The 26710-nt window shown below is 66.2% G+C and carries 22 protein-coding genes; 11 read left to right on the forward strand and 11 right to left on the reverse strand.

The genetic code is table 11. The features are described from left to right. The first annotated feature begins 34 nt into the window (after positions 1-34). Positions 35-682 (forward strand): TetR/AcrR family transcriptional regulator, encoded by a 648-nt coding sequence (locus ACIBW7_RS35150; protein ID WP_397054013.1) that lies wholly within the window; start codon positions 35-37, stop codon positions 680-682. Here ACIBW7_RS35150 and ACIBW7_RS35155 read toward each other — a convergent pair. After that, the gene (locus ACIBW7_RS35155) at positions 679-1278 is read right to left on the reverse strand and encodes an HAD family hydrolase (RefSeq protein WP_397054015.1); all 600 of its coding nucleotides are present in this window, start codon (positions 1276-1278) and stop codon (positions 679-681) included. The genes ACIBW7_RS35150 and ACIBW7_RS35155 overlap by 4 nt on opposite strands. A gap of 176 nt (positions 1279-1454) precedes the next feature. Between ACIBW7_RS35155 and ACIBW7_RS35160 the strand changes: the two genes are divergently transcribed. Together ACIBW7_RS35160 and ACIBW7_RS35165 are read left to right on the forward strand one after the other, a co-directional pair. After that, the gene (locus ACIBW7_RS35160; protein WP_397054017.1) at positions 1455-3563 is read left to right on the forward strand and encodes a serine/threonine-protein kinase; all 2109 of its coding nucleotides are present in this window, start codon (positions 1455-1457) and stop codon (positions 3561-3563) included. Positions 3564-3681: 118 nt separating this feature from the next. Beyond that, the gene (locus tag ACIBW7_RS35165) at positions 3682-4770 is read left to right on the forward strand and encodes an IS110 family transposase (protein ID WP_397054019.1); all 1089 of its coding nucleotides are present in this window, start codon (positions 3682-3684) and stop codon (positions 4768-4770) included. A 302-nt stretch (positions 4771-5072) separates the two neighbouring features. Here the strand turns inward: ACIBW7_RS35165 and ACIBW7_RS35170 are convergent, their stop codons facing one another. The 5 genes from ACIBW7_RS35170 to ACIBW7_RS35190 all read right to left on the reverse strand — a co-directional run bounded on the left by ACIBW7_RS35170 (position 5073) and on the right by ACIBW7_RS35190 (position 10834). Continuing rightward, a complete protein-coding gene (locus ACIBW7_RS35170; RefSeq protein WP_397054021.1) occupies positions 5073-6197 on the reverse strand; it encodes a BTAD domain-containing putative transcriptional regulator in 1125 nt (374 codons plus the stop codon). A 356-nt stretch (positions 6198-6553) separates the two neighbouring features. Continuing rightward, positions 6554-7594, reverse strand: coding sequence for a crotonase/enoyl-CoA hydratase family protein (locus ACIBW7_RS35175; RefSeq protein ID WP_397054023.1), 1041 nt, complete (start codon positions 7592-7594; stop codon positions 6554-6556). Between the two features lie 108 nt (positions 7595-7702). Further along, positions 7703-8116 (reverse strand): YybH family protein, encoded by a 414-nt coding sequence (locus ACIBW7_RS35180; protein ID WP_397054025.1) that lies wholly within the window; start codon positions 8114-8116, stop codon positions 7703-7705. A gap of 139 nt (positions 8117-8255) precedes the next feature. Then, complete coding sequence (locus tag ACIBW7_RS35185; protein WP_397054027.1) at positions 8256-9680, reverse strand: APC family permease; 1425 nt, start codon at positions 9678-9680, stop codon at positions 8256-8258. A gap of 266 nt (positions 9681-9946) precedes the next feature. Further along, positions 9947-10834, reverse strand: a complete 888-nt coding sequence (locus ACIBW7_RS35190) for an AraC family transcriptional regulator (RefSeq protein WP_397054029.1) — start codon at positions 10832-10834, stop codon at positions 9947-9949. 155 nt (positions 10835-10989) lie between these two features. Here ACIBW7_RS35190 and ACIBW7_RS35195 point away from each other — a divergent pair, with 155 nt between their 5' ends. Together ACIBW7_RS35195 and ACIBW7_RS35200 are read left to right on the forward strand one after the other, a co-directional pair. Further along, positions 10990-12120, forward strand: a complete 1131-nt coding sequence (locus tag ACIBW7_RS35195) for a saccharopine dehydrogenase family protein (RefSeq protein WP_397054031.1) — start codon at positions 10990-10992, stop codon at positions 12118-12120. 82 nt (positions 12121-12202) lie between these two features. Then, positions 12203-13720, forward strand: a complete 1518-nt coding sequence (locus ACIBW7_RS35200; RefSeq protein ID WP_397054033.1) for a flavin-containing monooxygenase — start codon at positions 12203-12205, stop codon at positions 13718-13720. A 292-nt stretch (positions 13721-14012) separates the two neighbouring features. Here the strand turns inward: ACIBW7_RS35200 and ACIBW7_RS35205 are convergent, their stop codons facing one another. After that, a complete protein-coding gene (locus ACIBW7_RS35205; RefSeq protein WP_397054035.1) occupies positions 14013-14624 on the reverse strand; it encodes a TetR/AcrR family transcriptional regulator in 612 nt (203 codons plus the stop codon). A 49-nt stretch (positions 14625-14673) separates the two neighbouring features. On the opposite strand from ACIBW7_RS35205, the gene ACIBW7_RS35210 reads away from it, so the two are divergent. After that, positions 14674-17943: a carboxyl transferase domain-containing protein gene (locus ACIBW7_RS35210; protein ID WP_397054289.1), complete on the forward strand. Its 3270-nt coding sequence runs from the start codon at positions 14674-14676 to the stop codon at positions 17941-17943. A 19-nt stretch (positions 17944-17962) separates the two neighbouring features. On the opposite strand, the gene ACIBW7_RS35215 is transcribed toward ACIBW7_RS35210, so the two are convergent. After that, positions 17963-19129 carry a serine hydrolase domain-containing protein gene (locus ACIBW7_RS35215; RefSeq protein WP_397054037.1) on the reverse strand — a complete coding sequence of 389 codons (1167 nt, stop codon included), beginning with the start codon at positions 19127-19129 and terminating at the stop codon, positions 17963-17965. Positions 19130-19523: 394 nt separating this feature from the next. Here ACIBW7_RS35215 and ACIBW7_RS35220 point away from each other — a divergent pair, with 394 nt between their 5' ends. From ACIBW7_RS35220 to ACIBW7_RS35235, 4 genes are read left to right on the forward strand one after another with little or no spacing between them, the layout of a single operon-like run. Next, on the forward strand, positions 19524-19928 hold the full coding sequence (locus tag ACIBW7_RS35220) for a YciI family protein (RefSeq protein WP_397054291.1): 405 nt from the start codon (positions 19524-19526) through the stop codon (positions 19926-19928). A 10-nt stretch (positions 19929-19938) separates the two neighbouring features. After that, positions 19939-21183, forward strand: coding sequence for an RNA polymerase sigma factor (locus tag ACIBW7_RS35225; RefSeq protein ID WP_397054039.1), 1245 nt, complete (start codon positions 19939-19941; stop codon positions 21181-21183). Beyond that, positions 21176-21559, forward strand: a complete 384-nt coding sequence (locus ACIBW7_RS35230; RefSeq protein ID WP_397054041.1) for an NYN domain-containing protein — start codon at positions 21176-21178, stop codon at positions 21557-21559. The genes ACIBW7_RS35225 and ACIBW7_RS35230 overlap by 8 nt, the downstream gene beginning before the upstream one ends. A 56-nt stretch (positions 21560-21615) precedes the next feature. Further along, positions 21616-22260, forward strand: a complete 645-nt coding sequence (locus ACIBW7_RS35235; RefSeq protein WP_397054043.1) for a pentapeptide repeat-containing protein — start codon at positions 21616-21618, stop codon at positions 22258-22260. Here ACIBW7_RS35235 and ACIBW7_RS35240 read toward each other — a convergent pair. After that, positions 22257-23636, reverse strand: a complete 1380-nt coding sequence (locus tag ACIBW7_RS35240; protein WP_397054045.1) for a bifunctional lysylphosphatidylglycerol flippase/synthetase MprF — start codon at positions 23634-23636, stop codon at positions 22257-22259. The genes ACIBW7_RS35235 and ACIBW7_RS35240 overlap by 4 nt on opposite strands. Before the next feature lie 530 nt (positions 23637-24166). On the opposite strand from ACIBW7_RS35240, the gene ACIBW7_RS35245 reads away from it, so the two are divergent. Further along, entirely contained in the window at positions 24167-25027 is an 861-nt protein-coding gene (locus tag ACIBW7_RS35245; RefSeq protein ID WP_397054049.1) for an SDR family oxidoreductase, read from the forward strand. A gap of 128 nt (positions 25028-25155) precedes the next feature. Here the strand turns inward: ACIBW7_RS35245 and ACIBW7_RS35250 are convergent, their stop codons facing one another. Together ACIBW7_RS35250 and ACIBW7_RS35255 are read right to left on the reverse strand one after the other, a co-directional pair. Beyond that, positions 25156-25509, reverse strand: a complete 354-nt coding sequence (locus ACIBW7_RS35250; protein WP_397054051.1) for a hypothetical protein — start codon at positions 25507-25509, stop codon at positions 25156-25158. A 366-nt stretch (positions 25510-25875) separates the two neighbouring features. Beyond that, positions 25876-26598 (reverse strand): CAP domain-containing protein, encoded by a 723-nt coding sequence (locus tag ACIBW7_RS35255; RefSeq protein WP_397054053.1) that lies wholly within the window; start codon positions 26596-26598, stop codon positions 25876-25878. Between the last annotated feature and the right edge of the window lie 112 nt (positions 26599-26710).

A 26710-nucleotide genomic window follows, 5' to 3' on the forward strand; every position in this document is an offset into this window, starting at 1 on the left:
GTGTGACACTGGATTGATCGACCAGGAGGATTTCGTGGGAAGACCCCGCCGCCCCTTGCTGAGCCGCGATCGCATTGTGTCGGCCGCGCTGGATCTGGTGGATGCCGAAGGACTGGAGGCGGTTTCGATGCGCCGACTCGCCACCGAACTCGGCGTGCAGGGCCCCTCGCTCTACAACCACGTGGCCACCAAGGACGATCTGCTCGATGCGATGGTCGATGCCGTCCTCGGCAAGATCGATCTGTCCATGTTCACCGATATCTCGGATTGGCGGGTGGCACTGCGCGATTGGGCCAGGTCGTATCGGGCGGCCCTGGCGGCGCATCCGAAGGTGGTGCCCGCCTTGAACCAGGGCATGGGTCGACGGTCGAATGCGTTGCGGCAGGCCGATGCGGTCTTCGGCGGTCTCGTGGCGGCGGGCTGGCCGCGCCGCGAGGCCACCCAGGTGGGTGCGCTCATGCGCTTCTTCGTCACCGGGTCGACGCTGGGGTCGTTCGCGGGCGGGTTCCCGGAGGACGCGGCGGTCTATCGCGGGAATTATCCGCATCTGGACGAGGCGCATCTGCTGTCAGGGCGGCAGCGCGATATCGATGACGCCGCCTTCGAGACCGGGTTGCGCGCGTTGCTGGACGGGTTGTCGTTGCGGTTCGAGGCGCTGGAGGGTGCGGCGGGCGGGCGCTAGCGGGCGGCCAGCCAGTCCGGGAATTCGGTCAGCTCACCGAGGACGAAATCCGCTCCCGCCGTGCGCAATTCGTCGGCATCACAGGGGCCGGTCGTGACCCCGAGCGCGTAGACGTCCGCCGCCCGCGCCCCGCGCATGTCGCCCTCGTGATCGCCGACGAACAGGTCCGCGCCATGCTCGCGCAATGCCGCCGCCTTGCCGTCCGACCACAGATCACCGACCACCTCATCGATCCGCCACCCGAGTTCGGCGACGTGCAGCCGGGCCAGCGGTTCGTGCTTACCGGTCACGATGAGCACCCGTCCGCCGCGTGCACGGACGGCATCCAATGCGGCATCGGCGCCGGGCATGGCCGGAATGTAGGGCACGATCGACGGATACATCTCGCGATAGCGGGTCACGAGTGCCGGAATGAGCTCCTCGGGCGCACCAGCGTCGGCCAGCAGCATCGCCAGCGGCGGGCCGAGCCGGTCGGCCAGTTCGGCAGCACGCAGTGGCAGGCCGAACTCCGTGGCCAACTGCTCGATCGCCTTGCACACACCCGGCCGGGAATCGATCAGCGTCATATCGAGGTCGAAACCGACGGTCCAGGTCATCCCATGACTCTATCGTCGAGGCTCGATCGGCCGCGCGACAGCACCAGCGGTTAACCAAACACGGCACGGCGAAGATCAATCAGGGGGAACATTTCCGCAGGCGGCGCGAAAAGCAGGTCGCCGACCTTACAGTTGACCGACAGCGAAGGGCTCCGGTCTGCATCGCGGAGGACGAGATGACGAGCCAGCGCCAGCCACTGACCGTGGGCTCGATATTCGGGCACTACCGGTTGGATCGGCTGCTCGGGCGCGGAGGCATGGGCGAGGTGTACGAGGCCTACGACATGCGCAAGCGCCGCAGTGTGGCGATCAAGGTGCTCCTCGAACGGCTCGCGCAGGACGACGGGTACCGCGAGCGGTTCCAGCGCGAAGCCGACGCCGCCGCGCGGCTGCGCGAACCGCATGTCATCCCGATTCACGATTACGGCGAGATCGACGGTCACCTCTACATCGATATGCGTCTGGTGGACGGCGTGAGCCTGCCGTCGGTACTGCAGAGCAAAGGGCCGATGCCTGTGCAGCAGGCGGTGGCGGTGATCCGGCAGATCGCGTCGGCATTGGATGCCGCGCATGCCGAAGGGCTGGTCCACCGTGACGTCAAACCGGACAACATCCTGCTCACGCCGGAAGGTTTCGCCTATCTGGTCGACTTCGGTATCGCACATTCCGATGCCGATCACGGGTTGACGACCCACGGTGCGGTGATCGGCTCGTTCAGCTATATGGCGCCGGAACGGTTCCGTGCCGAGCACACGACTCCCGCGGTCGATGTTTACTCGCTGGCGTGCGTGCTCTACGAATGCCTCACCGGGGCGCGGCCGTATCGGGGCACCACCGACGCCGAGATCATCAGCGCGCATCTGTTCGAGCCGGTGCCGCGACCGAGCACGAACCGGCCGAACGTGACGCCCGCGCTCGATACCGTCATCGAGCGCGGTATGGCCAAGAATGTGCGCGAACGTTACCGGGCGGCGGGGGACCTCGCGCAGGCGGCGGAGGCGGCGCTGACGAGTGCGGGTGCGGTTACCGAAGGGCACACGGCGGTGTCCGCGACCGGGGTGCACGATGAACGCACCTCGAATGGCGAAGCGGGACAAGGCAGCTCGCCCGATACCGCGACTCGTGACGATCTCTCATCTGTTGTCCGGAAACCCGATACGGAGCGATCCGATGTCGAGCGGCCCGAAGCCGAGACACGCGATACTCAGGGGGTCACGGTCGCCGAACCGCGCCGCCGACGCCGCATGCTGACCGCGCTCGTCCTGGTACTCGCCGCCGTGATCGCCGCTGGAGCTGGATTGGGAGCCTGGACCTTGCTCGGCGATCGCAAGGGCACCGCGGTCGCTGATGCCACCGCATTGCGCGGCGCCGATATCGAGTTGCTGAAGATCGTCGCCCAAACCGGCCGCAAACGATCCACCTGCCAGCATGAGCAGCCTGATGCCTCCACCACCGTCGCGGTCATCTTCTGCCCGGACCACCCCGCGGCCAGTGAGTCGGCGGTCCGATACATGCGGTTCCGCAATCTCGACGCAATGCACGACTACTACAACCTCCTGATTCGCACGTTCCAGGCCACCAACTGCCCGGGTGACCCCGCCGGCCCGGACGGCCCGGTGATGTACGAGGGCAAGGAGATCGGTCGCAAGGCGTGTGTCGCCAACCGCGCCGAGGCACCCGACGCGCCGAAACCATCCCTGCTGCTGACCGATGAGCCCCAGCTGGCACTGGCCTTCTTCATCTGGCCGTCGCCGAGCGACCAGCCGCTGCGCGACTACCTTTCCAAGTTCGCCGCCACCCAGTTCCTGACCGCCGAAGCCGCCCGAGACCCGGACTTTTTCACCCCCGAGGACCGCGTCGTCTTCGGGGATCTCGGCAGTGCCTTCGGTCCGGGGAACTGTCGGCACGTGCCGCCGCCCGGCGGCACGGTGAACGCCGCCATCGCGTGCAGTACGCCGCCCGATTATCCGTCCGCACTGTTCTACGGATTCCCGGACAGCCAGTCGGCCGACACCCTGTACCGGGCCGATATCGGAGTGCTCGGTGGACACGGCTGCGGTGGCGGGGGCACCGACGAGGTGTGGCGCAGCGAGGGCAAGGATATCGGCCGATTCTTCTGCTTCCTGGACAACGATCCGGATATCGGCACCCGGACCTGCCTGATCGCCGTGCACTCCGATGCCCACCTGATCGCCCAGTTCTGCACGCTGGTACCGGAAAACCCGCTCCCCGGACCGAAAACCGAAGCCCAACTACGGGACTGGTTCGATAAGCACGCCAGCTAGACGGTATGGAGGCCCACTGAGTTTGGGGGCCGGAGGCCTCGATTCTGCAAAACCGCGTGGGTTGCCGGGGTGAAACTCACTTCGGTAGAGCCACATTTGCAGGTCAGGAGGGCCTCCGGTGAGTATCGAGCGTACGAGTGTCGGGCTGGATGTGCACGCGTTATCGGTGGTGGCGTGTGCCATCGACAACGAGACCGGGCAGCTGAAGCGGCAGCGGTTGTGCCCGGATCCAGGACAGATCCTGGCGTGGTTGACCGGGCTGGCGGGGCCGGTCCGAGTGGTTTACGAGGCCGGGCCGACCGGGTTCGGTCTGTACCGGGCGTTGACCGCGGCCGGGATCGACACCATCGTGGCCGCACCGTCGAAACTGCAACGCCCGGCCGGGGACCGGATCAAGACCGACGCTCGCGATGCCCTGCATCTGGCGCGGCTACTGCGGCTGGGCGAGATCGTGGCGGTGGCGGTGCCGACCGTGGCCCAGGAAGCGGCTCGTGATCTGGTCCGTGCCCGCGAGGACGCGCGCGGTGATCTGATGCGGGCCCGGCACCGACTGTCGAAACTGCTTCTGCGGCAAGGGATCGTGTATTCCGGTGGGTCTGCGTGGACCGGGACGCATGATCTGTGGCTGCGTGGGCAGCGCTTCGACCAGGCCGCGTTACAGACCGCGTTCGACACCGACTACGAGGCGATGACGCTGACCAAGACCCGCCGCGACCGGCTCGATGCCGCGATCACCGCGATGGCCGCCGACAGCGACTACACCCCGGTGGTGCGCCGGTTGGGGTGTCTGCGCGGGATCTCGACCCTGACCGGGTTCGCCCTCGCGGTGGAAATCGGGAACTGGGATCGGTTCACCGGCAAGACGATCGGCGCCTACCTGGGCCTGGTCCCCACCGAATATTCCTCCGGCGCCACCCGCACGCAAGGATCGATCACCAAGACCGGCAACACCCACGCCCGGCGTCTACTGGTCGAGGCCGCCTGGCACCACCGCCGCTCCTACCGAAACCCGACCGCCACCATGGGCGCACGATGGGCGCTGGCCCCGGCCGTGGCCCGCGTGCGCGGCCACGCCGGCAACCACCGACTGCACCACCGGTGGGAGCAGTTCACCGCCCACCACAAACGCCCCGTGATCGCCAACGTTGCCGTCGCCCGTGAACTCGCTGGCTGGTGCTGGTCACTGGCCATCCTCGATGACGGCTGACGCCGTCCCGAGACCGCGGCCAGGCGAGTCAACCCTCGAGTCGGCGTGCGGGACGATCCGTGACACAACTATGGGCAGCAACGCTTTTCGCGTCGCGATGCCCGACGCTAGACCAGCGGCGCCGTCCCCATCGAACAGTCGTCCTGCGGTAACCAACCCGCGCATATCAGTCTGACCACGCCGTCGCCAACTACGACACGACCCGAGACAAACCCCCCGCCCAACCGCACACGAAAGCGGTCCCGGCAACCGACGTTACCGGGACCGCTTTCACCTGCCACTTGACAGAACACGCCTACATATCAGTTGTGCGGCATGATGCCGAAGGTGAATTCGGTGTCGCCGATGCGGATCGTCACACCATCGGTGAGCGCGGCGCCGTCGATGACCCGAACACCGCCGACGAACACACCGTTGGAGGACAACAGATCCTTCAGCACGCACGTCACCCCATTGCTGACGATCACGGCGTGATGGCGGCTGACCTTGCCGTCGTCGAGCACGATGTCGTTATCGGGCAGCCGGCCGATGCGGGTGAACGGGCCCGTGATCGGGAACGCCTGCCCGGTCGAATCCCGAAGGTATGCTTGGGATCCGGGTGCTATCAGGTCGACGACGGTGGTGGCGCGCAGTGCCGATGCGACGGCATCGGCGGGCGGGGTGAGCGGTTCCTGGCGCAGCATCTTGGCTTCGAGTTCGCGTATCGAGGCCACCGGATCGATGCCGAGTTCATCGGCGAGTGTCACCCGCAACCGGCGCAGCGCCTCGAGTGCGTCGCTCTGTCGACCGCTCACGTACAGCGCGGTGATCAGTTGCTCCCACAGCGGTTCGCGCAGCGGATATCTGTCGGCCATTTCGGCCAGCTCGGCGAGGACGCCGTCGGCCCGGCCCTGCGCGATCTCGGCCTGGGCGCGGGCCTCGATGACACCGATCCGTTCGTCGTCCAGGGCGGTGGCGAAGGCGTCGGCGAAGCCGAGGCCCTGCAGGTCCGCCAGCGCCGTGCCGCGCCACTGCACGAGCGCGCTGGAGAGCACCTCGCTGGCCACCGAGAACCGGCCCGCGGCCATGGCCCGCAATCCGGATTCCTTGCGCGTACGGAACCGCTGAACATCGCAGCTGTCGGCGGGCACCGTGATCCGGTAGCCCGTGCCGGCGCGCGAAAGGATCGTGCGCGCGTCGAGTCCGGCATCCCGCAGTGGCTTTCGCAGATTCGACACGATGGTGTGCAGGCTGATCCGGATATCAGGCGGCGGATTCTCTTCCCATACCGCCTGTGCCAGCGCTTCCGTCGACACCGGCCGGTTCGCATTTATCACCAGATACGCCAATACCGCACGCTGTTTGACACCACCGAGCGGTTGCACGACCTCATCGATCGTCAACTGCACCGGCCCGAGCACCCCGAACTCCGCCCGCATATCCGACATCCCCCGGTCCTCCCGTTCTCGAATTTCTATCGAGCGCCACGACCCCGCCGTTTCCGGTATCAATCGTGGCAGCGGGTGCCGCGTTCGGGGACCACGCCGTGGAAGAAGTATCGGACGATCACGCCTGTCGTGCATCCGACATCGTTGACGTCCTCTCCCGCTTGGAGGCGGGAGATTCCGGTCTGTGCGGGTTATGCCGCGCTTCCGGAGTTCCTGCTTCGACGCCGGTCGCTCGGCCGAGGCCAAGTCTGACACCAGCTCCACAGGCGTTGGGCTGTCCGCACGTCCTGCGGCCAGAATGTTCTTCGCGGCGTTCACATCCCGATCGTGGATGGTGCCGCACGTGCGCTAGCGCGTTATTCCTCGGCGCGGAACTGGGCGCGCTTGTAGTCGCCGTATGGTTCGTCGCGTTCGCGCACAGCCTCGCGGAAACCCACGGTGGCCGAACGCAGTTGGAAGGCGTAACCCTCACGCGTGTGGCGCGAGATCCCGTCGAACACCGTGCTGATCATCGCGGAATTCGTCACGCCCTGCGAATGCAGCGCCGAATTGAGCGCCAGTTTGGCCATCATCAGCTGGTTGATCGGCATGCGTGCGATGCGTGCCACCAATGCCTCGGCGCGCTCGTCGAGTTCGTCGGCTGGACACGATTCGACCGCGAGGCCCCATTCCTCGGCCTGCTTTCCGCTGATGCAGTCACCGGTGAACAGCAGCCGCTTGGCGCGCTGATCGCCGAGGCGATGGGCCCACATGCCCGCCGCCGGAATACCCCATACGCGGGTGGGCGGGTAGCCGATTTTGGTGTCGTCGGCACAGATGATCTGGTCGGAGTAGAGCGCGATATCGGTACCGCCCGCGATGGCGAAGCCGTGCAGTTTCGCGACGGTCGGCTTGTTCGCGTTCATGAGGCTGGCGAAACCGCGGTTGAACCGGCTCATCATGGCGTAGTCGATCATCGGATCCCAAGTGCCCAAGGGATTGTGATTGGCCGCCTGCACCACCGGATCGGCTACCGTGCCGGTGGTGTCGGTCGAGCTGTCGACACCGTGGCTGCCCTGTTCGGCGAACATGTCCAGGTCATAGCCGCCGCAGAAACCCTTGCCGCGCCCGGATACCAGGATGACGTGCACCCGCGGATCCAGGTCGGCCCGCTCGACCGCGTGCGCGAGATCGACCGGGGTGTCCGGGGTGATCGTATTGCCCTTCTCCGGGCGGTTGAAGGTAATGCGCGCGATGCGCCCGTCGCGCTCGTAGGTGAGTGTGCGGTACTCGCGTTCGCCGACGGGCTCGGGCCGGTCCCGCCACGGCGAATCGGGTACCTCCGTCCAGTTCTCGTACCAGGCCGCTGGGCGGGTGCCCGCATGGTTCGAAAAGGGTTCGCTATCAGGCTGATTCACGTGGAACTCCCGGTGCACTCGATGCCGTATTCGCGGCAACGGTGCACCGCGCCACCGGCGGTCGCTGCATCGTTGCGCTCGATGCCACCGTAGCGAACCAGGCTGAGTTCAGGCCTCGGGTGCCGCGGTGTCGTCGGGGAAGGAGTGGTGTTCGTGCACCACGACCCAGCGTCCGTACCATTTGCGCAGACCGAAGGTGATCCGCAGGCGCTTGGCCGGATCGCGGGCGAAATCCTCCGCGGTGCCGCACAGCAGCAGCGCATGCGCGAATGCCACGTCTGCGCCCGCCTCTACCTCCAGCGAAACGATGTCGAATGTCGCACCCGAGGCCTGCCATTCGAAGAAGCCGGGCCAGGTATCCCGATAGGCGTCGATGCCACGCACACCTTCATTCGGCGGGGGCACATCGAACATCACGATATCGTCGGCGTGATCGGTGACTACACCGGCAAGGTCGCCGGTATGCACCGCCGCCGCCCACCGCTCGATCAGGATTCGGATCTGCTTCTCGTCATCGGACATATCGGGTCGTCGTCCTCTCCGGCCCGGCCGCCGGGGTGTGCGCCGTGGCTCTTACCCAGAGAGCGTGCCGAATTCACCTCTGGGACGCAATGTCTGGGAATGCATTCGTGCAAGATCCCAATGGCGAATATCGCGCCGGTTACCGGTCGGCAGAAACCGTTGAGTCAGTTATGGTCGGGTCGGCGAGGGTGGAGCGTTTACGGCAGTAGCCCAGGTAGACCGCAATGCCGACGAGCACCCAGACCGCGAAACGCACCCAGGTCAGCCCGTCCAATGTGGTTGCCAGCAGTACGCAGCCGATCAGCGCGAGAATGGGCACCAGCGGCACCCATGGGGTGCGGAACGGCCGTTCCCGATTCGGTTCCAGCTTTCGCAACACCAGCACTCCGACACAAACAACCGCGAAAGCCGACAGCGCACCGATATTCACCAATTCCACGACGATATCGATCGGCAGCAGACCGGCAATGGTCGCGCAGACGACACCGAGCAGCAGTGTCAGCCGGACCGGAGTGGCGCGTTTACCGGTTTCGGCGAGACCGCGCGGCAGCAGTCGGTCGCGGCACATCGCGAACATCAGCCGGACCTGTGCGTAGACGATCAGCAACAGGCCCTTCGTGAGCGCGATGATCGAGGCGATCACGATGACATTGCCGATCCAGCCGACCTGCAAATTCCCGAAGGCGGTCGCGATCGGCGAGGCGTTGTTCAGGGTGGCGAATGGTGCGATGCCGGTGAGTACGGCGCTGACCAGTGCGTAGAGCAAGGTGGCGATCAGGACCGTGCCGATGATCGCGAACGGGATATCGCGGCGTGGGTTGCGCGCCTCCTCGGCGGATGCGGCGACGACGTCGAATCCGAGGAAGGCGAAGAAGGCGATCGCGGCGCCGCCGACGATGCCACCGAATCCGAATGGCGCGAACGGGGTCCAGTTGCCGATATCGATATGCGGTGTGCCGATCGCGACGACCAGGACCAGCACGCCGATCGTCACGGCCACCAGCGCCTTGGTGATCCGGGCCGTCAGCGAGACCTCGCCGACGAGCACCGCGACGATGACACCGATGATGAGCACGGCGGGCAGGTTGACGATGCCGCCCTCGGACGGGCCCGCGGTGATCGCGCCGGGCAGGGCGACGCCGAACATGGAGTCCAGCGCCGAGACGACGCTGCCGGACCAGCCGATCGCCACGGCCGCGCCCGCGATGACGAATTCGAGCAGCAGATTCCAGCCGACCAGGAACGCCGGACCTTCGCCGAGGGTGGCGTAGGTATAGGTGTAGGCACTGCCGGAGACCGGCACCATGGCCGCCAGCTCGCTGTAGCAGAGCGCGACCAGCACACAGACAGTCCCGGCCAGCAGGAACGACAGCACAATCGACGGCCCGGCCTTCTCGGCGGCGGCGACCCCGGTGATGACGAAGATGCCCGCCCCGACGATCGTGCCCACCCCCATGGCCGTGAGGTCGATCCGACCCAGGCTGCGCTTCAGGGTCGGCGACCCGCCTGCGGGGCTGGTCGCGGTGTCGGGCAGGCGGCGGCGCCACCGGGTTGGGCTGGTCATGAACTCCCTTTACTGCGTGTTCCGGCTCCGCCCGACCGGCGGAGTCGGCTGTCCATTGTGGTCGAGGGAGTCGGTGCGCTCGACGCCGGGGCGGTCGCGGGCGATCGGCAAGCAATCCATGGTCGCGGTTGCGTGGCGTGCAGTTGCGCGTCGAGTGCACGGTTGCAACGTTCGCAATCAGACTCCCGCCGCAATCACCGGGCAAGTACAGACTCGCGCGCTTTTCTGATCGCCCGCACCGAGCCACCGGCATTTCGGTGCTGCGGTCAGGCTGCCCGGGTGCGGTATCGGCCGGGTGCGGTTCCGAATTCGCGTTTGAAAGCCTTGGCGAAGGCGTACTCGGAGGTGTAGCCGCAACGGCGGGCAATGCCCCGCAGTGGTTCATCGGTATCGCGGAGCAACCGCACTGCGAGGGTCATCCGCCACCAGGTCAGATAGGACTGTGGTGTGCTGCCGACGATGCTGGCGAACCGGTGCGCAAACGCCGAGCGCGACAACCCGGCTTGCATGCCAAGGCTTTTCACCGTCCACGGCGCGGCAGGGTCACGGTGCATGGCGTGCAGTGCGGACGAAATCGCCGGATCGCTGAGCGCTGCGCTCCAGCCGGATATGCCGGTCTGTTCCCGATGCCAGGCTCTCAGCATGTACAGCAAGAGCACCTCCAGCAGTGCCGCGATCACGCCCGAGGTGCCGGGCAGGTTCTCGGTGTCCAATTCGAGGCCGAGCAGGTCGATCGCCCCGCGCAGTGACGAGTGCCGTCCCACGCGGGCGGGCAGGTGGACCACATCGGGCAGTTCGGCCAGGAGCGGATGAATTCGTCCTTGATCGAGACGGTATGCACCGCACAGCAGCACCGTAAGGGCACCACTTCCTGTCGCAGCAACTGCGGGAGAGCCGGTTTCGGCCAGTGGCGTGGTCGGGCTGTCGGCCAGTGCGTGGCCCAGTTCCCGGGGTAGGAATGCGACATCGCCGACTTCTAGGCGAATCGGCTCACCGTGCGCCCGCAGCAGCCAGCACGATCCCTGTAACACCACGTGGAAGCCGGCGCCGTCCTGGGGTGGGAACCGCACTCCCCATGGGGCGCGTATCTGCGTGCGCGAAGAGTGCGGCGTGCCGATGCGCATGGCCGCGACGGCGTCGGTGAGGACATCCACTCGCCCGATCATACGGTTGGCATTGCAGAGTGTGGACGAACAGACATCTTTTCCGGCCTTCTGGATATTTGGCGTCCCGTCTTCAATGCATAGCGTCTTGTCGTAAGCCGATCGTTCATCGGTGTTCCGATAAGAAGAGCTGAGGTAGTCACACCATGAGAATTGCCGTCTACGGGGCAACCGGATTCACCGGCGGGCTCGTTGTGGCCGAGATCCGTCGCCGAGGCATGGATCCGGTGCTGGTGGGGCGGGACGAGACAAGACTGCGCGCTGCGGCCGATACCGCCGGAGCGACCGGCGCCGAACTCCGCGTCGCAGGTCTCGACCACACTGCTGCGCTGGCGGCCGCCTTCGATGGATGCGCGGCGGTAGTGAATTGTGCCGGCCCGTTCACGCTGTGGGGCGAACCGGTTGTCCAGGCGGCGATCGCCGCCCGGTCTCACTACGTGGACACCGCGGGCGAGCAGCACTACATCCACCACATCCTCGACGAGTACGGCGAGCCGGCGGCCCGCGCGGGCGTCACTGTCGTGCCTGCCATGGCCGACGACGGTGGCCCCGGCGACCTCATCGCCCACCTCGCCGCTGCTCCGCTAACAGCCGTCGACGACCTGGTCATCGCTGATCTCCGCCTACCCGGTAGCGCCTCTCGGGGCACCGCCCGCTCGATGGCCTCGGTATTCGCCGAAGGAGCACTCGAATACAGCGACGGAGCATGGCGTCCGGCCGCCGTCTCCCCACAGTCTCCGATCACCCCGCCCGGAGAGCCGGATCCGGTGCCGGTCGAAACATTCGCACTCCCCGGTGTGGTGACGATTCCGCGCCACGTCCGGGCCCGTCGCGTGCGTAGTGCGATCCGTTCCGAGGTCGCCGGGCTATTCACCGCATTGACCCCCGACATCGTCGAAACGATCCCGACCACCGTCGACGAAGAAGCCCGCCGCGCCGGGCGGTGGCTGATGCTGGCCGAAGCCACGGCCCCTGACGGAACCCGATCACGTGGCTGGGTGACCGGCACCGACGGCTATCGGCTCACCGCGGTGATCGCTGTCGAAGCTGCCCGCCGTCTTGCGACCGGCCGCCAACCGCACGGGGCCCTCACGCCTGCGCAAGCGTTCGACCCCACCTCGTTCCTCGACTTCCTCACCGGCGATGAAGTGACCTGGAAGACCGAAACGACTACACCCCGAGACGGCATCGCCGTGGCGGCACGCGCGAAGATACCGGGATCCCCGAACATCGAGAGCGCTCCGCCAACGAAGCATTTGTCGGACCAGGACGGCTAGACGTTACTGGGGATAACAGGTAATCTTGGGAGACGGTCGGGCAAGGGTGCTCGGGTGTGAGCAGACGAAACGGATTACCTCAATGACGCGGCATGTCGACGTACTGATCATCGGCGCGGGCCTGTCCGGCATCGGGATGGCGTGCCATCTCACCCGCGAGCAGACCGGACGCAGCTATACGATCCTGGAACGCCGTTCCACCATCGGCGGGACCTGGGATCTGTTCCGGTACCCGGGCATCCGCTCCGACTCCGACATGTTGACCTTCGGCTTCGGCTTCCGTCCATGGATCGGCACCAAGGTACTCGCCGACGGACCGCACATCCGCCAGTACATCGAAGACACCGCCGCGGAATACGGCGTCACCGAGCACATACGCTTCGGGCGCAAGATGACCAAGGCCAGCTGGTCGAGCGAAGCCGAGCTGTGGACCGTCGAGGCGCTCGACGAGCAGACCGGCGAGACCGAGATCTACACCAGCAACTTCCTCGTCGGCTGCACCGGCTACTACGACTACGACAACGGATACCGCCCGCGGTTCCCGGGCGAGGCGGACTTCCGCGGGCAGATCGTGCATCCACAGCACTGGCCGGAGGGACTCGACTACCGCGGAAAGCGCGTAGTGGTGATCGGCAGCGGCGCGACCGCGATAACGCTGGTTCCGGCGATGGCCGACGACACCGCGCACATCACCATGCTGCAGCGCTCGCCCACCTACATCACCGCACTGCCGGCCGACGACCCGGTAGCGGTCGGCATGAAATACGCGCGCGTGCCGGAGAAGATCGCCTATCGGGCCGGCCGGGCACGCAATATCGCCTTGCAGCGGGCCAGCTTCCAGCTCTCGCGCACCAATCCCGAGTTGCCGAAGAAGCTGCTGCTCGCCGCGGTGCGGATGCAACTCGGCAAGCAGATCGATATGCGGCACTTCACTCCGTCGTACAACCCGTGGGACCAGCGGCTGTGCGTCGTCCCGAACGGCGACCTGTTCAAGGTGCTGCGCAGCGGTAAGGCATCGATCGTCACCGATCACATCGACCGCCTCACCGAAACCGGCATTCGGCTCGCATCCGGGGAGGAACTACCCGCCGATATCGTCATCAGCGCAACCGGTCTCACCGTGCAGATCCTCGGCGGCGCTGCGCTCGACGTGGACGGGGAGCCGGTGTCGACTCGCGAGCACGTGGTTTACAAGGGCGCCCTGCTCGATGGCATCCCCAACGCGATGCTGGTCCTCGGCTACACGAACGCATCGTGGACGCTGAAGGCAGATCTGGCCGCCGAATACTTCTGCCGCCTCCTCAACCACATGAAGGCCCACGGCTACACCAAGGTCGTCGCGATCGCCGAAGACGCCGATCGCTCCGATCAGTCACTGATGGGTGGCGCCCTGACCTCCGGTTACATCCAACGCGGCGACGGCGTCATGCCCCGCCAGGGCGCCCGTGGCCCCTGGCGGGTCATCAACAACTACTTCCGCGACCGCGCGCTACTACGCAAGGCCCCCCTGGAGGACGGGGTACTCACCTTCGACGGTGCTGCAGGTGCCGCCCGGCCCGGCCGCAAGCCGAGAGGCCAGGCGGGCAAGCGGATCGCCTAGGCGCGGCAGCCGAGGTGCGCTATTGCCGTTGAACCCGGTGCCGCGGGGTCGATGCATGTGGGTCGGGTTGAGCCCCAGCGAGTTTCGGCAACGGGTCGCCGCTGAAGCACGGCGCTGCAGCCCACGCCGCGATGCAGGCTGAAGCCGTTCGCATAGCCGGTGCCCGGGCCCGGCTTCTCGAACAGCAGGCACCGTGCACCTGCGAGCCAGGCGGAAGGCGCGGGCCTGGGTTGGCAAGAGTGCCGCGAATTCGGCAGGCGGCGATAGGGGGCATATCCGGGATTCGGGTGAATCAGCTTGGAGCCAATAGGGTTTCGGCAACCGTCTGCATGTGGACCAGGTAGGTGGCGCGGGCGCGTGGGGTGGCGTCTGCGCGGCTGAGGGTGCCGCGGGTCAGGGCGTAGCCGATGGTTTCGGCGATGATTCGTGGCGGGACGGTGGGGGAGATGCGGCCTGCGGCGTGGAGGCGTTCGAGGTAGCGGGTGAAGCGGCGGATGGGGCGTTCGGCGATTTCCCGGGCGAGTACGGCGACTCGGTCGTCGACGGCACCTCGTTCATCGATGAGGCGCAGCATGGGGCCGGCATTGCGGACCGCGGCGGCGAAGGCATCGATGGTGGCCGCCAGCATCACTCGGGGATCGTCGGTATCGATATCGGGTTCCTGGGCGGTGAGGAAATCGTCGCGGACCCGGGCGGCGAGGGCGAGGAAGATTTCATCCTTGGAAGCGAAGTAGACATACATCGTCGCGCGGGAAACGCCTGCGGCGGCGGTGATATCGGCGACGGTGGTCTTCTCGTAGCCGCGCTCGGCGAAGACGCGGGCGGCGGCCTCGAGTAGCGCGCGATGGCGATCGGTATCGGATCGTTCCCGCGCCGCGCGCACCGACCAGCCTGCCTGTGTCATGGACTCATGGTCGTTGACATTGACGTCAATGTCAACGCAGACTGTCGGCATGCATGTGGTGGTGGCGAACAGGGGTGAGGTGGCGGTCCGGGTGATCCGGACGGCACGCGAGCGGAATTACTCCACCCTCGCGCTCTACACCGGTGAAGAGGCGGCGGGCCTGCCGGTGCTCCTGGCCGATGACGCGGTCCAGTTGCCGGGCATCGGTGCCGCCGCATATCTCGACATCGCCGCTGTAGTCGCCGCGGCCAAGGGCGCCTGCGCCGATGCGCTGGTGCATCCCGGCTACGGATTCCTCAGTGAGAGTGCCGATTTCGCGGCGGCATGTGCGGCCGCCGGTCTGGTGTTCGTCGGGCCTTCACCTGAGGTACTGCGCATTTTCGGCAATAAATTGTCGGCGCGCGAGGCCGCACGCCAGGTCGGAGTCGCGGTCCTGCCCGCGACGTCCGTCGGCGCGGACCTGGCGGAAATTTCCGCGTTCTTCGCCGACCACCCCAACGGTGTGATGCTGAAGGCCGCAGCCGGGGGCGGCGGACGTGGCATGCGTGCGGTCCAAACCGCGGACGCACTCGCCGAATCACTCGACCGCTGCCGGTCCGAAGCGCGCGCCGGTTTCGGCGATGACACCGTATACGCCGAAGCGCTGGCCGCGGATGCGCGCCATATCGAGGTCCAGGTCATCGCGGACGGACACCGAGCCATCACCCTCGGCGACCGCGACTGCAGTATCCAACGCCGCCACCAGAAACTCGTCGAAATCGCTCCGGCCCCGAATCTGCCTGCCGCCCTTCGAGAACGACTCCATCGCGACGCCATCCGCATAGCGGAATCGGTCTGCTGCCGCGGCGTAATCACCGTCGAATTCCTGGTCACCGCGACCGACGCCTGGTTCCTCGAGGTCAACCCGCGCCTCCAGGTCGAACACACCGTCACCGAGGCGGTAACCGGCGTGGACCTGGTGGCAGTCCAACTCGATCTGGCCCGCGGTGCTGCCCTGCACGACCTCGCTATCGGCGACCTTGCGCCGGACACGACGGGTCGTGATGTTCGAGCGAATGGCTTTGTGCGGGGGGTCGCGGTGCAGGCGCGCGTCAACGCCGAGCTGGTCACGGTGGGTGGGGAGGTTCTGCCGAGTACCGGTGTGCTGACGGAATTCGCCGCGCCGACCGGGGTGGGCGTTCGGGTGGATACCGCGGCGTTCACGGGCATGCGGCAGGGGGCGAAGTTCGATTCCTTGCTGGCGAAGGTTATCGCGCAGGCGCCGACGTATTCGGCTACCGTGCGGCGGTGTTCGGATGCGTTGGCGGAAACCGTGATTGCCGGTGTCGATACCAACACGAGTTTGCTGCGTGCGGTGTTGGATCAGCTCGCCGATGGGGTCAGTGTTTCCACTTCATGGTTCGAGGAGAGCATCGGCGAACTTCTCGGTCGGGCAGTCGATTACGTGCCTACTGTGGCCCAGCGCGCGGTCGACTCGGCGACAGGAGATCCCTCGCATGCGCTCGCCGAGCATCGAAATCCGGCGGCAGCGGCCGATATCCAGGTTGCGCTCGAAGACGATGAGCAGGGCATGCGATCGCCCATGGGCGGTACCGTCGTGACCTTGGCGGAGCCGGGCAGCATTGTTGCGGCCGGCGCGGAAGTCGTTGTACTCGAGGCAATGAAGATGCAGCATGTGCTGCGGGCCGAGCGGCCGCTGCGGGTGTCGCGCCATCTGGTGACACCGGGTGCGACGGTCGATCCGCATGCGTTGCTATTGACTTGGGTCGCGACCGATCATGACGGTCCGGCCGCCGATATCGAGGCTGTCGACCTGGATGCGGTCCGTACTGATCTGCGTGAAGTGCGCGCGCGGCATCGAATCGGACTCGATGTGGGCCGCCCGGCCGCTGTCGCGAAAAGGCATAAGCTCGGCCGCCGTACCGCCCGGGAGAACATCGCCGACCTCGTCGACGAGGACAGCTTCCTCGAATACGGCGCCCTCGCCGTCGCCGCACAGCGCCTACGCCGCAGCCCCGAGGATTTGATCGCCAACACACCCGCGGACGGGCTGATCGGCGGCATCGCCACCATCAACGCCGACCGATTCGGCGCGGAAGCCGCGCGGGCACTGGTCATGTCCTACGACTACACCGTGCTGGCCGGCACCCAGGGCATGCGCAATCACGCCAAAACCGATCGCATGCTGGAACTCGCACACGAACAGCGCATACCCGTGGTGTTCTTTACCGAGGGCGGCGGCGGGCGACCGGGGGATACCGACTACTCGGGCATCTCGGGCCTCGATGTGACCACCTTCCGTGCGATGGGCGCGCTGTCGGGTCGAGTCCCGTTGGTAGGCATCGTCTCCGGACGCTGCTTCGCGGGCAATGCGGCGCTGCTCGGCATGTGCGATGTGGTCATCGCGACCCCCGATGCCAATATCGGTATGGGCGGTCCGGCAATGATCGAGGGCGGCGGACTCGGGGTCTACGCACCCGAAGACATCGGCCCCATCGACGTCCAACGCCGCAACGGTGTCGTGCACATCGTCGCTGCGGACGAGGCGGACGCGGTCGCCACAGCCCGTCGCTATCTCTCGTATTTCCAAGGGCCACTACAGGATTGGACGGCACCGGATCCACGCGTCGCCCGCCACGTGGTGCCCGAGAACCGGCTGCGCGCCTTCGACATCCGCGAAGTCATCGCCGCGGTAGCCGACCTCGACTCGATCGTCGAACTGCGCCGGGACTGGGGCGTCGGCGTGGTCACGGCACTCATCCGCGTCGAAGGCCGCCCCTTCGGGCTCATCGCCAACGACTGCCACCACCTCGGCGGTGCGATCGATGCCCCCGCCGCCGACAAGCTCAGCGCATTCCTGCAACTCTGCAACGCCCACCGCCTGCCGATCGTATCCCTGTGCGACACACCGGGTTTCATGGTCGGTCCGGAGGCGGAGAAGGAAGCGACCGTCACCAAGTTCAGCAAGCTGTTCATCGACTCCGCCGCGCTGACCGTCCCACTCGGCACCGTCATCATCCGCAAGGGCTACGGCCTCGGCGCACAGGCCATGGCCGCAGGCTCCTTCCGCGCCCCGCGCTTCGTAATCGCCTGGCCCACCGGCGAAATCGGCGGTATGGGCCTGGAGGGTGCGGTCCGGCTCGGCTTCGCCAAAGAACTCGCGGCTATCGAAGACTCCGATAAACGCCAGGAAGCCTTCGACAACCTCGTCCAGCTCGCCTATGCCAACGGCAAGGCTCTGACCGCCGCCACCGTCCTGGAACTCGACGACGTCATCGACCCGGCCGACACCCGAGGTTGGATCCGCACCCTGCGCTGAACCGCGCGTCGGTCCAGTGCTAGGCGATGGCGTTGGTCACCGCGTCGACGAGGTTGCGGGCACGCAGGTCAGGTGCGCCTTCGATGATGTAGTTGGTGACGTATGCGAAGGCGATGCCGGTGTCCGGATCGGCGAAGGCGAGGGAGCCGCCGCGGCCTGGATGCCCGAAGGACTTGGGGCCTCCTAGTGCGAAACCTTCGGTGGGGAGCATGTATCCGGAGGCGTAGCGGTTGGGCAACATTATGACGCGGTCGATGCCAGCGGTTTGTTCGCGGGTTGCGGCGGCGAGAGTTTCGGGGGTCAGCAGGCGGGCGCCGTCGACCTCGCCGATGGTTGCCGCGTAGAGCCGGGCGAGGCCGCGCGCGGTGCCGATGCCGTTGCTCGACGGGATCTCGGCGGCATGCACCGTGGGATCGTTGAAATCGATATCGGCCGGATCGGTGACCTGGAAGGCACGGTTGACCAGCGCCTCCGGATCACGCATCGCGACGACCATCGGCCGGAATTCCTCCGGAACGAACTCGTCCGGAACCGCTGCCAGATCGATCTTGGGCGCGAACACGAGTCGGCTGACACGATGCCGTTCGGACTCGGGCAAACCGATGAAGAACTCGACACCGAACGGTCCGGCGATATCCTCGGCCAGAATCCGCCCGACGGTTCGCCCCGCCGCGCGCTGGATGACCTCACCGACGAGCCAGGCGAAAGTCCGCCCGTGGTAGCCGTGCGCGGTGCCGGGCGGCCAATTCGGCGTCTGCGCGGCAAGCGCCTCCACCATCGGCCCCCACGCCAGTGCATCCGCCAGCGGCACGGGCTTATCCAGCGCCGCGAGTCCCGCCTGATGGGTCAACAGCCATCGCACCGGTATGTCGTCCTTACCCGCCGCCGCGAATTCCGGCCAGTACCGCGCGACCGGCGCGTCCAGATCGAGTTCACCACGCTGGGCGAGCAGATGCGCGACCGTCGCGGTGACGCCCTTGGTCGACGAATAGACCAGCTGCAGCGTGTCCTGCTCCCACGGCCGCTCGCCCTCCGGATCGGCAAACCCACCCCACAAATCCACCACCGGCCTGCCATCCCGATACACCGCGACCGCCGCTCCGACATCTCCCTGCTCGGCGAAATTCGCCGCGAATACCTCCCGCACCGCCTCGAACCCGGACGCGACAACTCCATCGATCACCATGTCCCCCAGCATGTCACGTGTTGCGCTTCCTACGGCGGCCGCAGACGTACCCGGCATTTCGGGTACCGCACCACGATGGATGATCGTCAACTCTTACGGCACGCAGCGGAGACCTCGAACGTCGAAGGCCGGGCGGCCATCGATGCACGGCGTCCAGACGCGGTCGACCGCCGTTATCCGGTGACGTCGCCAGATCGGCTGCTCGATGTCGGTCTCCACCGCAGCAGGGTCTCATCAGCATCGGCGCAGCATCGCGTGATCGGCCGCGCACACCCAACTAGTGCGGTCGGAAGTATTTTCGGCGGACATGTCCGAGAATGGTCAGCGGCTGCGACGTATCTGACGAGCGGCGCCAACAGGACGCCGCCAGAGCGGAGGAGTTGTCGTGAAATACATGATCCTGAGCTACGGCTCGCAGCAGGACTACGAAGGCATGGTCGGCAAGGACACCGGCAAACCCGCATGGAGTGCCGAGGATTTCGCGGCCATGGCCGAGTTCATGGGCAACCTCAACAAGAAGTTGGCGGAATCCGGAGAGCTGGTCGAGACGCGCGGTCTGGCCGAACCGGTGCACACCCGCCGCATCACCACCAAGAACGGTGCACCGTTCGTGACCGACGGTCCCTACGCCGAAACGCAGGAGGTGCTCGCCGGATATTGGATCGTGGAATGCGAGAGCTTCGACCGCGCCACCGAAATCGCGGCCGAACTCGGTAAATGCCCGGCCCCGCCGCACATCGCCGATACGGCCTACGCCGATGTCCGGCCCATCGCGGAGTCCGCACCCGAATTCGGCTGAGCCCCTTCCGATGTCGGATATCGGGGTCGAGGACCTGTTGCGCATCTGCGCGCCGCAGGTCCTCGCCGCGCTGATTCGGCGCTACGGTCATTTCGACACCGCGGAGGATGCGGTGCAGGAGGCACTGCTCGCCGCCGCGACCCAGTGGCCCGAAGGTGGCATTCCGGACAACCCGCGCGCCTGGCTGATCACCGTCGCCTCCCGCCGCCTGACCGACCTGCTGCGCAACGAACAGGCCCGCCGCAGGCGCGAAGACACCGTGGCGCGCTGGGCACTGCCCGAGGACTGGCTCACCCCGCCTGCCGATCGCGAACCCACCGACTCCGACGACACTCTCGTCCTGCTGTTCCTGTGCTGCCACCCGTCGCTCTCGCCCACCGCACAGGTGGCACTGACGCTGCGCGCGGTCGGCGGCTTGACCACCACCGAAATCGCCCGCGCCTTCCTGGTGTCCGAGGCGACCATGACCAAACGCATCGGCCGCGCCAAGAAGACGATCAAGGACAGCGGAGTCGGCTTCGCCGCACCCGTCGGCGCTCACCGCGACGCGCGCCTGGCCGCCGTGCTGCACGTGCTGTATCTGGTCTTCACCGAGGGCTATGCCAGCACCTCGGGATCGAGCCTGCACCGCGTCGAACTCTCCGCCGAGGCCATCCGCCTGACCCGTCTGGTGCACCGCCTGCTGCCCGACGACGCCGAAGTCACCGGCCTGCTCGCACTCATGCTGCTCACCGATGCCCGCCGACCCGCACGCACCGGACCCACCGGCGAACTCGTTCCGATGGAAGACCAGAACCGCGCACTCTGGCACACCGAAGCCATCACCGAGGGCATCGCGCTGATCACAGCGGCGTTGCCGCAGGGCGTACCCGGTCCGTATCAGCTGCAAGCTGCCATCGCGGCGCTGCACGATGAGGCGCCGACCTACGAGGCCACCGATTGGCCGCAGATCATGCTGCTCTACGAACGGCTGCTGGTTTTGGTCGACAATCCGATCATCGCCCTCAACCACACTGTGGCCGTCGCCATGGCTCGCGGACCGATGGCGGGCTTGAAACTCGTCGACGATCTGGCCGACAGCGGCAAGCTGGCGGGGGACCACCGCCTCACAGCCGTACGTGCCCATCTGTTGGAATCGATGGGGGACCGGGCCGGTGCCCGCGAGGCATATCTGCTCGCCGCACAACAGGCGATGAGCCTCCCGCAACAGCGCTACCTGCACACCCGCGCCGCCCGCCTCGGCGCCGATGAGTAGAAAGGAAGCGATGCTGATCGTCGTGGATGCCGCGAATGTCGTGGGCTCGCGTCCCGATGGCTGGTGGCGCGATCGTGCGGGTGCGGCTCGGCGACTGCTCATGCGGTTGAGCTCGCTGGAACTCACCCAACCCGCCGAAGTGGTCGTCGTGCTGGAGGGTGCGGCGAAGGCCGCGGGATCCGAGGAATTCGTAGGCGTGCGCGTGGTGCTGGCGGACGGTTCGGGAGACGACGCGATCGTCGATGTCGTGGCCGCGGCCGCCGAGCAGGACGGGATCACCGTCGTAACGGCCGATCGTGGACTCCGCGAGCGAATCGAAGCCCTCGGCGCCGAATCGGTGGGCCCGCGCTGGCTGCTCGACCGCATCGACCCCTGAGCTGTCGGATCCGACTGGTAGACAAGGAGAACCGTCGCCGAACCCGGAGGTCAACCGTGCCCAACGAACTCGAGGATCTGCCCTACGCGCGCTATCTCACGCCGCTGGAGAGCGATCTCGAACCCGAGGGCGACTACGACTGCGTGCACGTCTCCGGCGGCGACATCGATGACATCGAGGCCGGCAATTCCAGGTTCTCCGAAACCGTCTTCACCTCGCTTGCGATCAACCGCGGCAGCCTGCGGTTCTCCCGCTTCACCGATGTCTGGCAGCGCAACGTGCGCTGGGTCGGCACCGACCTGTCCGATACCTCCTGGCAGGACGTCGAATTGATCGCCGGTGCACTGTCGGGGGTCGATGCGGGCGGTGCCAACTTGCGTCGAGTGCGCTTCGAGGGCTGCAAGTTCGACTCCGTGAACTTCCGCAAGGCCAAACTACGCGAGGTGCAATTCGTCGATTGCGTGCTGCGCCACACCGACTTCGGTGATGCCGAGCTGACCAAGGTCACCTTCCCCGGCACCACTGTGGAAGGGCTGCTGATCAACCGTGCGCGGCTACAGCAGGTCGACCTCCGCGGTGCGGCGCACCTCGATGTCGCCGAGGGCCTCGATGCCTTGCGCGGGGCTACCATCACCCCGCTCCAACTGCTCGATCTGGCACCCGTATTCGCCAAGGCGATCGGTCTTACCGTCCGCGACTAGTGCTGCTTGCGGTGCGGCACGAATTCCAATGTGAGCAGAGCCGCGGCAGCCAGTAGTACCTCGCGCCACCGGATCAACACGAACCGCTGGTCCGACATCGCTTGGAACTTGCGCAGGAATCGGTACAGCGATTCCAGCCGGATCAGCGGATCACCCAGGTGCACGAGGACATAGATCAGCTTTCCGGTCCGCGAACGCTCCTTCTCGGCGAACAGCTCCGGAAAGGGGGCGAATGCCAGTGAGATCCGTTCGATGCCCTGCGCGCGGGCATGATCGACGAGATCGATGATCATCCGCTCGTCCAGTCCGTTCGGTGCATCCTTGCGCCGCCACGGCACATCCAAGCTCAGCTCGCGGCCCCGGCCGGAGACACCGTAGCGCTGGAAGCCCGCCACGCGCCCGTCCGCATCCCTGGCCAGCACCAGCAGCATGCCGGGATTCCGCCCGTCCAAGAGGTGGTCGAGGATCATCGAGAAGCCACGATTCTGCCGACCGGTACGCCACTCGTCGACGATATCCAGCAGTTCGGCCCGCAGCGGTTCGGTCAGGTCGGTCTCGTTGATGACCTCGGTGGTCACCCCGAAATTCCGGCTGCGGCTCACGCCTTGGCGCAGATTGCGGAAGGAACGCCCGACCATGGCGAATGTCGCGACATTGATGACCACATCGCGGCCGACCGGAATCGCGCGCAACCCCCGATGTTCGATCGCCCGATGCCGCCACATCTCGGCCATATCCGGGCTGGCACCGAGCACCGCGACCCGCCAGCCGTGATTCGCCGCGAATTCGGAGAAGTCCGTGAGCAGTGCCGGGAAGTCGGCGCGATCGCCGATCGGATCACCGGCGACCACCGCGACCCCGAAGCGGGCCCGATAGCCGATCGCGGCGGTCGAATTCACGTTGAAGTAGTAGGACTTCGACGAATGCAGCGCGAAGGCGGCGAGTGGATCGCGGTGGGTTCGGCCGACGAGTTCGGCGACCCGATACAACTGCTCGGGCTGGGGCCGACTCGACTGCGGCAGCATCAGGATGAATCCGGTCGCGGCCAGGAAGACGAATCCGAAGCCCGGATGCGAGGCGCGATAGGCGGCGTTGGCGGCCGCCAGCACGAAGACCGCGACGGTGAAATGCGGCAACGTGATCGGCCGACGCAGATGCAGTCCGCGCACCACGAACAGTCCGGCGATCGAAGCGGCGATGAACCAGCCGTGGTCCTCCCCGGGTGCGGCGCGACCGGCCTCGTAGACCAGCCCAACACTCATCAGCAACAGGGCGATGGAGATCAGCGGGCGGACGGCCGGCGTGGTGGTGATCGAGGCGTCGCGATACCCGGCGAGCGTGGAACTCCGTGCCGTCGTTTCGCGTCCCTCAGCCACGTCTGCCCCCCATTAGGCCGGCGGGTCCGAACAGGTTCCCCATGTGGTCCTCCCGATGATCCTGTACACGCAACAATATTGGGAACATGGGATGAGTGCTCGAACATTCCTGGCACACCAAGATCATTGGAGTCCGCCAGTGTTCGCCCGGCAACCGCGCCATGCTGAAGCTGGTGCGTAGGCCTCGATCGGGCCGGGGCGAGCGCGCCGTTGGCCGCTGCAATCGAGTATGCCACCGCAGTGCACATGGACAAGGGCCTTTCCGTGGCCATATTCCCGACGATCGGCCCTGGTATCGACGCCATGACATCAGCTTCATCGCTTGTATATCGCCTCGGTGCCGGTCTGTGTGAACGGCAGTGATGCTCCGACAGGTCGACATGAGCACGATTTCATGGTCGACAGCTATCGTTCAGCGAGCCGTGTATCAATCGCATCTCGGTATCTGTCGACCGGTGGCCGAGTATTGCGTCCGAGATGGACATCAGATCTATAGACAGCAGTGTTCGTAATTGTCTATCGTTTGGTTCATGACGAAGTTCCACGGCAAGAGCTGCCTCATCACCGGAGCGGCGAGTGGATTGGGGCGCAGTACCGCGCTGGCTGTTGTCGCCAAGGGCGCATCGGTCGTCCTGACCGATATCGATGATGCCGGACTACAGAACACCGCCGATGAAGTGCGCGCGCGGGGTGGTGTCGTGCACCTGGCCGCGCCCGCCGACGTCAGCGATTACGACGCCGTGGTAGCGCTGGCCGCGAAGGCGCACGCCGAGGTGGACAGCGTCGATATCGTGATGAATGTGGCAGGCATCGCCACCTGGGGGACCGTCGATCGGCTCACGCACACGCAGTGGCGACGCACCATCGATATCGATCTGATGGGCCCTATCCATGTGATCGAGGAGTTCGTGCCGCGCATGATCGAGGCCGGGCGAGGTGGACATCTTGTCAATGTGGCCTCGGCCGCGGGCCTCTTCGGGCTCCCCTGGCATGCGCCCTACAGTGCGGGCAAGTTCGGATTGCGTGGCGTTTCGGAGGTGTTGCGCTTCGATCTGCGGCAGCACCGGATCGGTGTCAGCCTGGTCTGCCCCGGCGCGATGGCGACGCCGATGGTGGACAGCGTCGATATCGCGGGCGTCGATCGGCAGGGCGCGGCGGTGCAGCAGGCGGTTTCGCTGTTCATGCGGCATGCGGTCACGCCGGAGCAGGCGGCCCGATCGATCGTGCGCGGGGTCGAGCGCAATAAGTACATGGTTTTCACCTCGCCGGATATCCGGGTCGGCTATCTCGCGCAGCGCTACTTTCCGCCGTCCTACAACCTCGCGATGCGCGGGCTGAACTGGGCGATGAGCCGCTATATCGACAAGGCACCCGCGTCGACCGAGGTGTAACCGAATACGACCGGCCACGGCTCAGTCGAAGCGCTGCCCGCCGCGGGAGCAGTTGGACCGATGATCCCGATGCGGCCGCCGGTTGTCCCTTGGTTCGTGCGCCGCTGATCAGCTATTTCCGGGACCGGTCACCGAGGACCCATCCACTCGATCACAGATTGCCCCGGCTGAGCGGGCTCGAGTTCGAGTCCCGGGCCGCCGCGGACAAATGGCTCGGTATTGCTGGAGCCACCCGCGCGGGCGTCCTCGGCGAATTCCTGCAAGCTCGTCGGCCTGCGGTCGTCGATGACGGGTTCTTCCAGGTCGACGTCATAGTCATCGTCGACCAACTGCTCGGACGGGGTTGGTTGATCTTCTGTCAACTGAGCCAGCTCCTTCTCGTTCCTGCCATCACCCGATGAAGGCGGATCTGACTGAGTGAGAAGCGCACCCGTGGCAATGGCCAAGGCGGCCATCACGGCACCTCTGAACAGATTCTTCATACTGCGACCGACCTATGTGCGACTTCGAAATCCATTGCGGTTACAACTGATCGAACCTCTATGGCGAAGGCTTGCGTACACGGACGAGCGGTCACCCGACATTCCCGGTAGCTCCCGTCACCACGATCATTTCCGTTATCCTATCGCTGATTTCGCTGCGGCCCCGATCACTCCAGTGGTCGACATCGTCTTCAGCCGGTGGACCACCCCGATCCTGTGGACGTTCAACGAGTTCGGGCGGCAACGATTCGGCGACCTGTGACGCGGCCTGGCACCGCTGTTCGCGTCGGTCGCCGAATGGTCGGTCAACCTCGACAAGGCCGGACAGGCCCGGGCGGATTACGACGCGAAGCAGCGGTAGGGCGATCACTTGCACGACGCGAAGTGTTGGACGTAGAGGCCTGCCTGGTCGGGTGCGGTGCCGGGTTGGGCGAGGCCGTAGACCGCGCCGGGGCCGAGCAACGTCGAGTCTTTGTCGAGGATGTTGGCTCGATGGGTGTCCGAATGCATCCAGGCGTCGACGATCGCGCGGGCGGTGGATCGGTTGCCGGTGCCCCAGGCGGTGTTCTCCGCCCAGTGCACCAAAGTCTTACCGGGGGCGCAGGGTTGGGCGGCGGCGATGCGCTTGCCGATCTGCACCGTGGCCTCCTGATTGTCGTCGGCGGTGGTGCGTGGGGTCTCGGGGTGGATGTGCCATTTCACCGTTTCCTGCTTGGTGCTGCCGACCCACCAGTTGAGGCGGTCCGCCTCGGTGCCGTACTTCTCCGCCGAGTCGACGAGTTGCATATTCCATTCGAGGGCGGGGATGCCGCGTTGGCTGCGTTCGGCATTGGTCAGGCACAGGACCGCCTTTTCGATCTCGTGGCGGTAGGCGAGGTCGGGGAACAGATCCCGCAGTCGGCTGCGTGAGCCGGAGGTGCCGGTTGGCGCCTTGTCCGGCGGGATTACCGGATCATCGGCGTGTGCGCAGTCGGGAGCCGCTGCGGCCGTGGGCATTTCGGTGAGGGGGAGCACTGCGATCGTCAGGCCCGCGATCGCGGCCAGTAAGGCTGCGGCGGGGCGGCGGATCGGGTGTTTCGATGGGCTCATGCCGATGAGATTCGCGGCTGCGACCAATGAAACACCAACGGGGAACCAATGTGGTCGGACAATACCCCCGAACAGTGCTAAACTCCGAAAACTACGACAGCTCAGCGTAATC

Source organism: Nocardia sp. NPDC049526 (genome assembly GCF_044465765.1).
Classification (GTDB): domain Bacteria; phylum Actinomycetota; class Actinomycetes; order Mycobacteriales; family Mycobacteriaceae; genus Nocardia.

Excerpts from the sequence above, each read along its gene's own strand:
- ACIBW7_RS35155 (WP_397054015.1), bottom strand. The coding sequence starts at position 1,278 with ATGACCTGGACCGTCGGTTTCGACCTCGATATGACGCTGATCGATTCC.
- ACIBW7_RS35160 (WP_397054017.1), top strand. The coding sequence starts at position 1,455 with ATGACGAGCCAGCGCCAGCCACTGACCGTGGGCTCGATATTCGGGCAC.
- ACIBW7_RS35170 (WP_397054021.1), bottom strand. The coding sequence starts at position 6,197 with ATGTCGGATATGCGGGCGGAGTTCGGGGTGCTCGGGCCGGTGCAGTTG.
- ACIBW7_RS35180 (WP_397054025.1), bottom strand. The coding sequence starts at position 8,116 with ATGTCCGATGACGAGAAGCAGATCCGAATCCTGATCGAGCGGTGGGCG.
- ACIBW7_RS35185 (WP_397054027.1), bottom strand. The coding sequence starts at position 9,680 with ATGACCAGCCCAACCCGGTGGCGCCGCCGCCTGCCCGACACCGCGACC.
- ACIBW7_RS35195 (WP_397054031.1), top strand. The coding sequence starts at position 10,990 with ATGAGAATTGCCGTCTACGGGGCAACCGGATTCACCGGCGGGCTCGTT.
- ACIBW7_RS35200 (WP_397054033.1), top strand. The coding sequence starts at position 12,203 with ATGACGCGGCATGTCGACGTACTGATCATCGGCGCGGGCCTGTCCGGC.
- ACIBW7_RS35205 (WP_397054035.1), bottom strand. The coding sequence starts at position 14,624 with ATGACACAGGCAGGCTGGTCGGTGCGCGCGGCGCGGGAACGATCCGAT.
- ACIBW7_RS35210 (WP_397054289.1), top strand. The coding sequence starts at position 14,674 with ATGCATGTGGTGGTGGCGAACAGGGGTGAGGTGGCGGTCCGGGTGATC.
- ACIBW7_RS35215 (WP_397054037.1), bottom strand. The coding sequence starts at position 19,129 with ATGGTGATCGATGGAGTTGTCGCGTCCGGGTTCGAGGCGGTGCGGGAG.
- ACIBW7_RS35220 (WP_397054291.1), top strand. The coding sequence starts at position 19,524 with ATGATCCTGAGCTACGGCTCGCAGCAGGACTACGAAGGCATGGTCGGC.
- ACIBW7_RS35225 (WP_397054039.1), top strand. The coding sequence starts at position 19,939 with ATGTCGGATATCGGGGTCGAGGACCTGTTGCGCATCTGCGCGCCGCAG.
- ACIBW7_RS35230 (WP_397054041.1), top strand. The coding sequence starts at position 21,176 with ATGAGTAGAAAGGAAGCGATGCTGATCGTCGTGGATGCCGCGAATGTC.
- ACIBW7_RS35245 (WP_397054049.1), top strand. The coding sequence starts at position 24,167 with ATGACGAAGTTCCACGGCAAGAGCTGCCTCATCACCGGAGCGGCGAGT.
- ACIBW7_RS35250 (WP_397054051.1), bottom strand. The coding sequence starts at position 25,509 with ATGAAGAATCTGTTCAGAGGTGCCGTGATGGCCGCCTTGGCCATTGCC.
- ACIBW7_RS35255 (WP_397054053.1), bottom strand. The coding sequence starts at position 26,598 with ATGAGCCCATCGAAACACCCGATCCGCCGCCCCGCCGCAGCCTTACTG.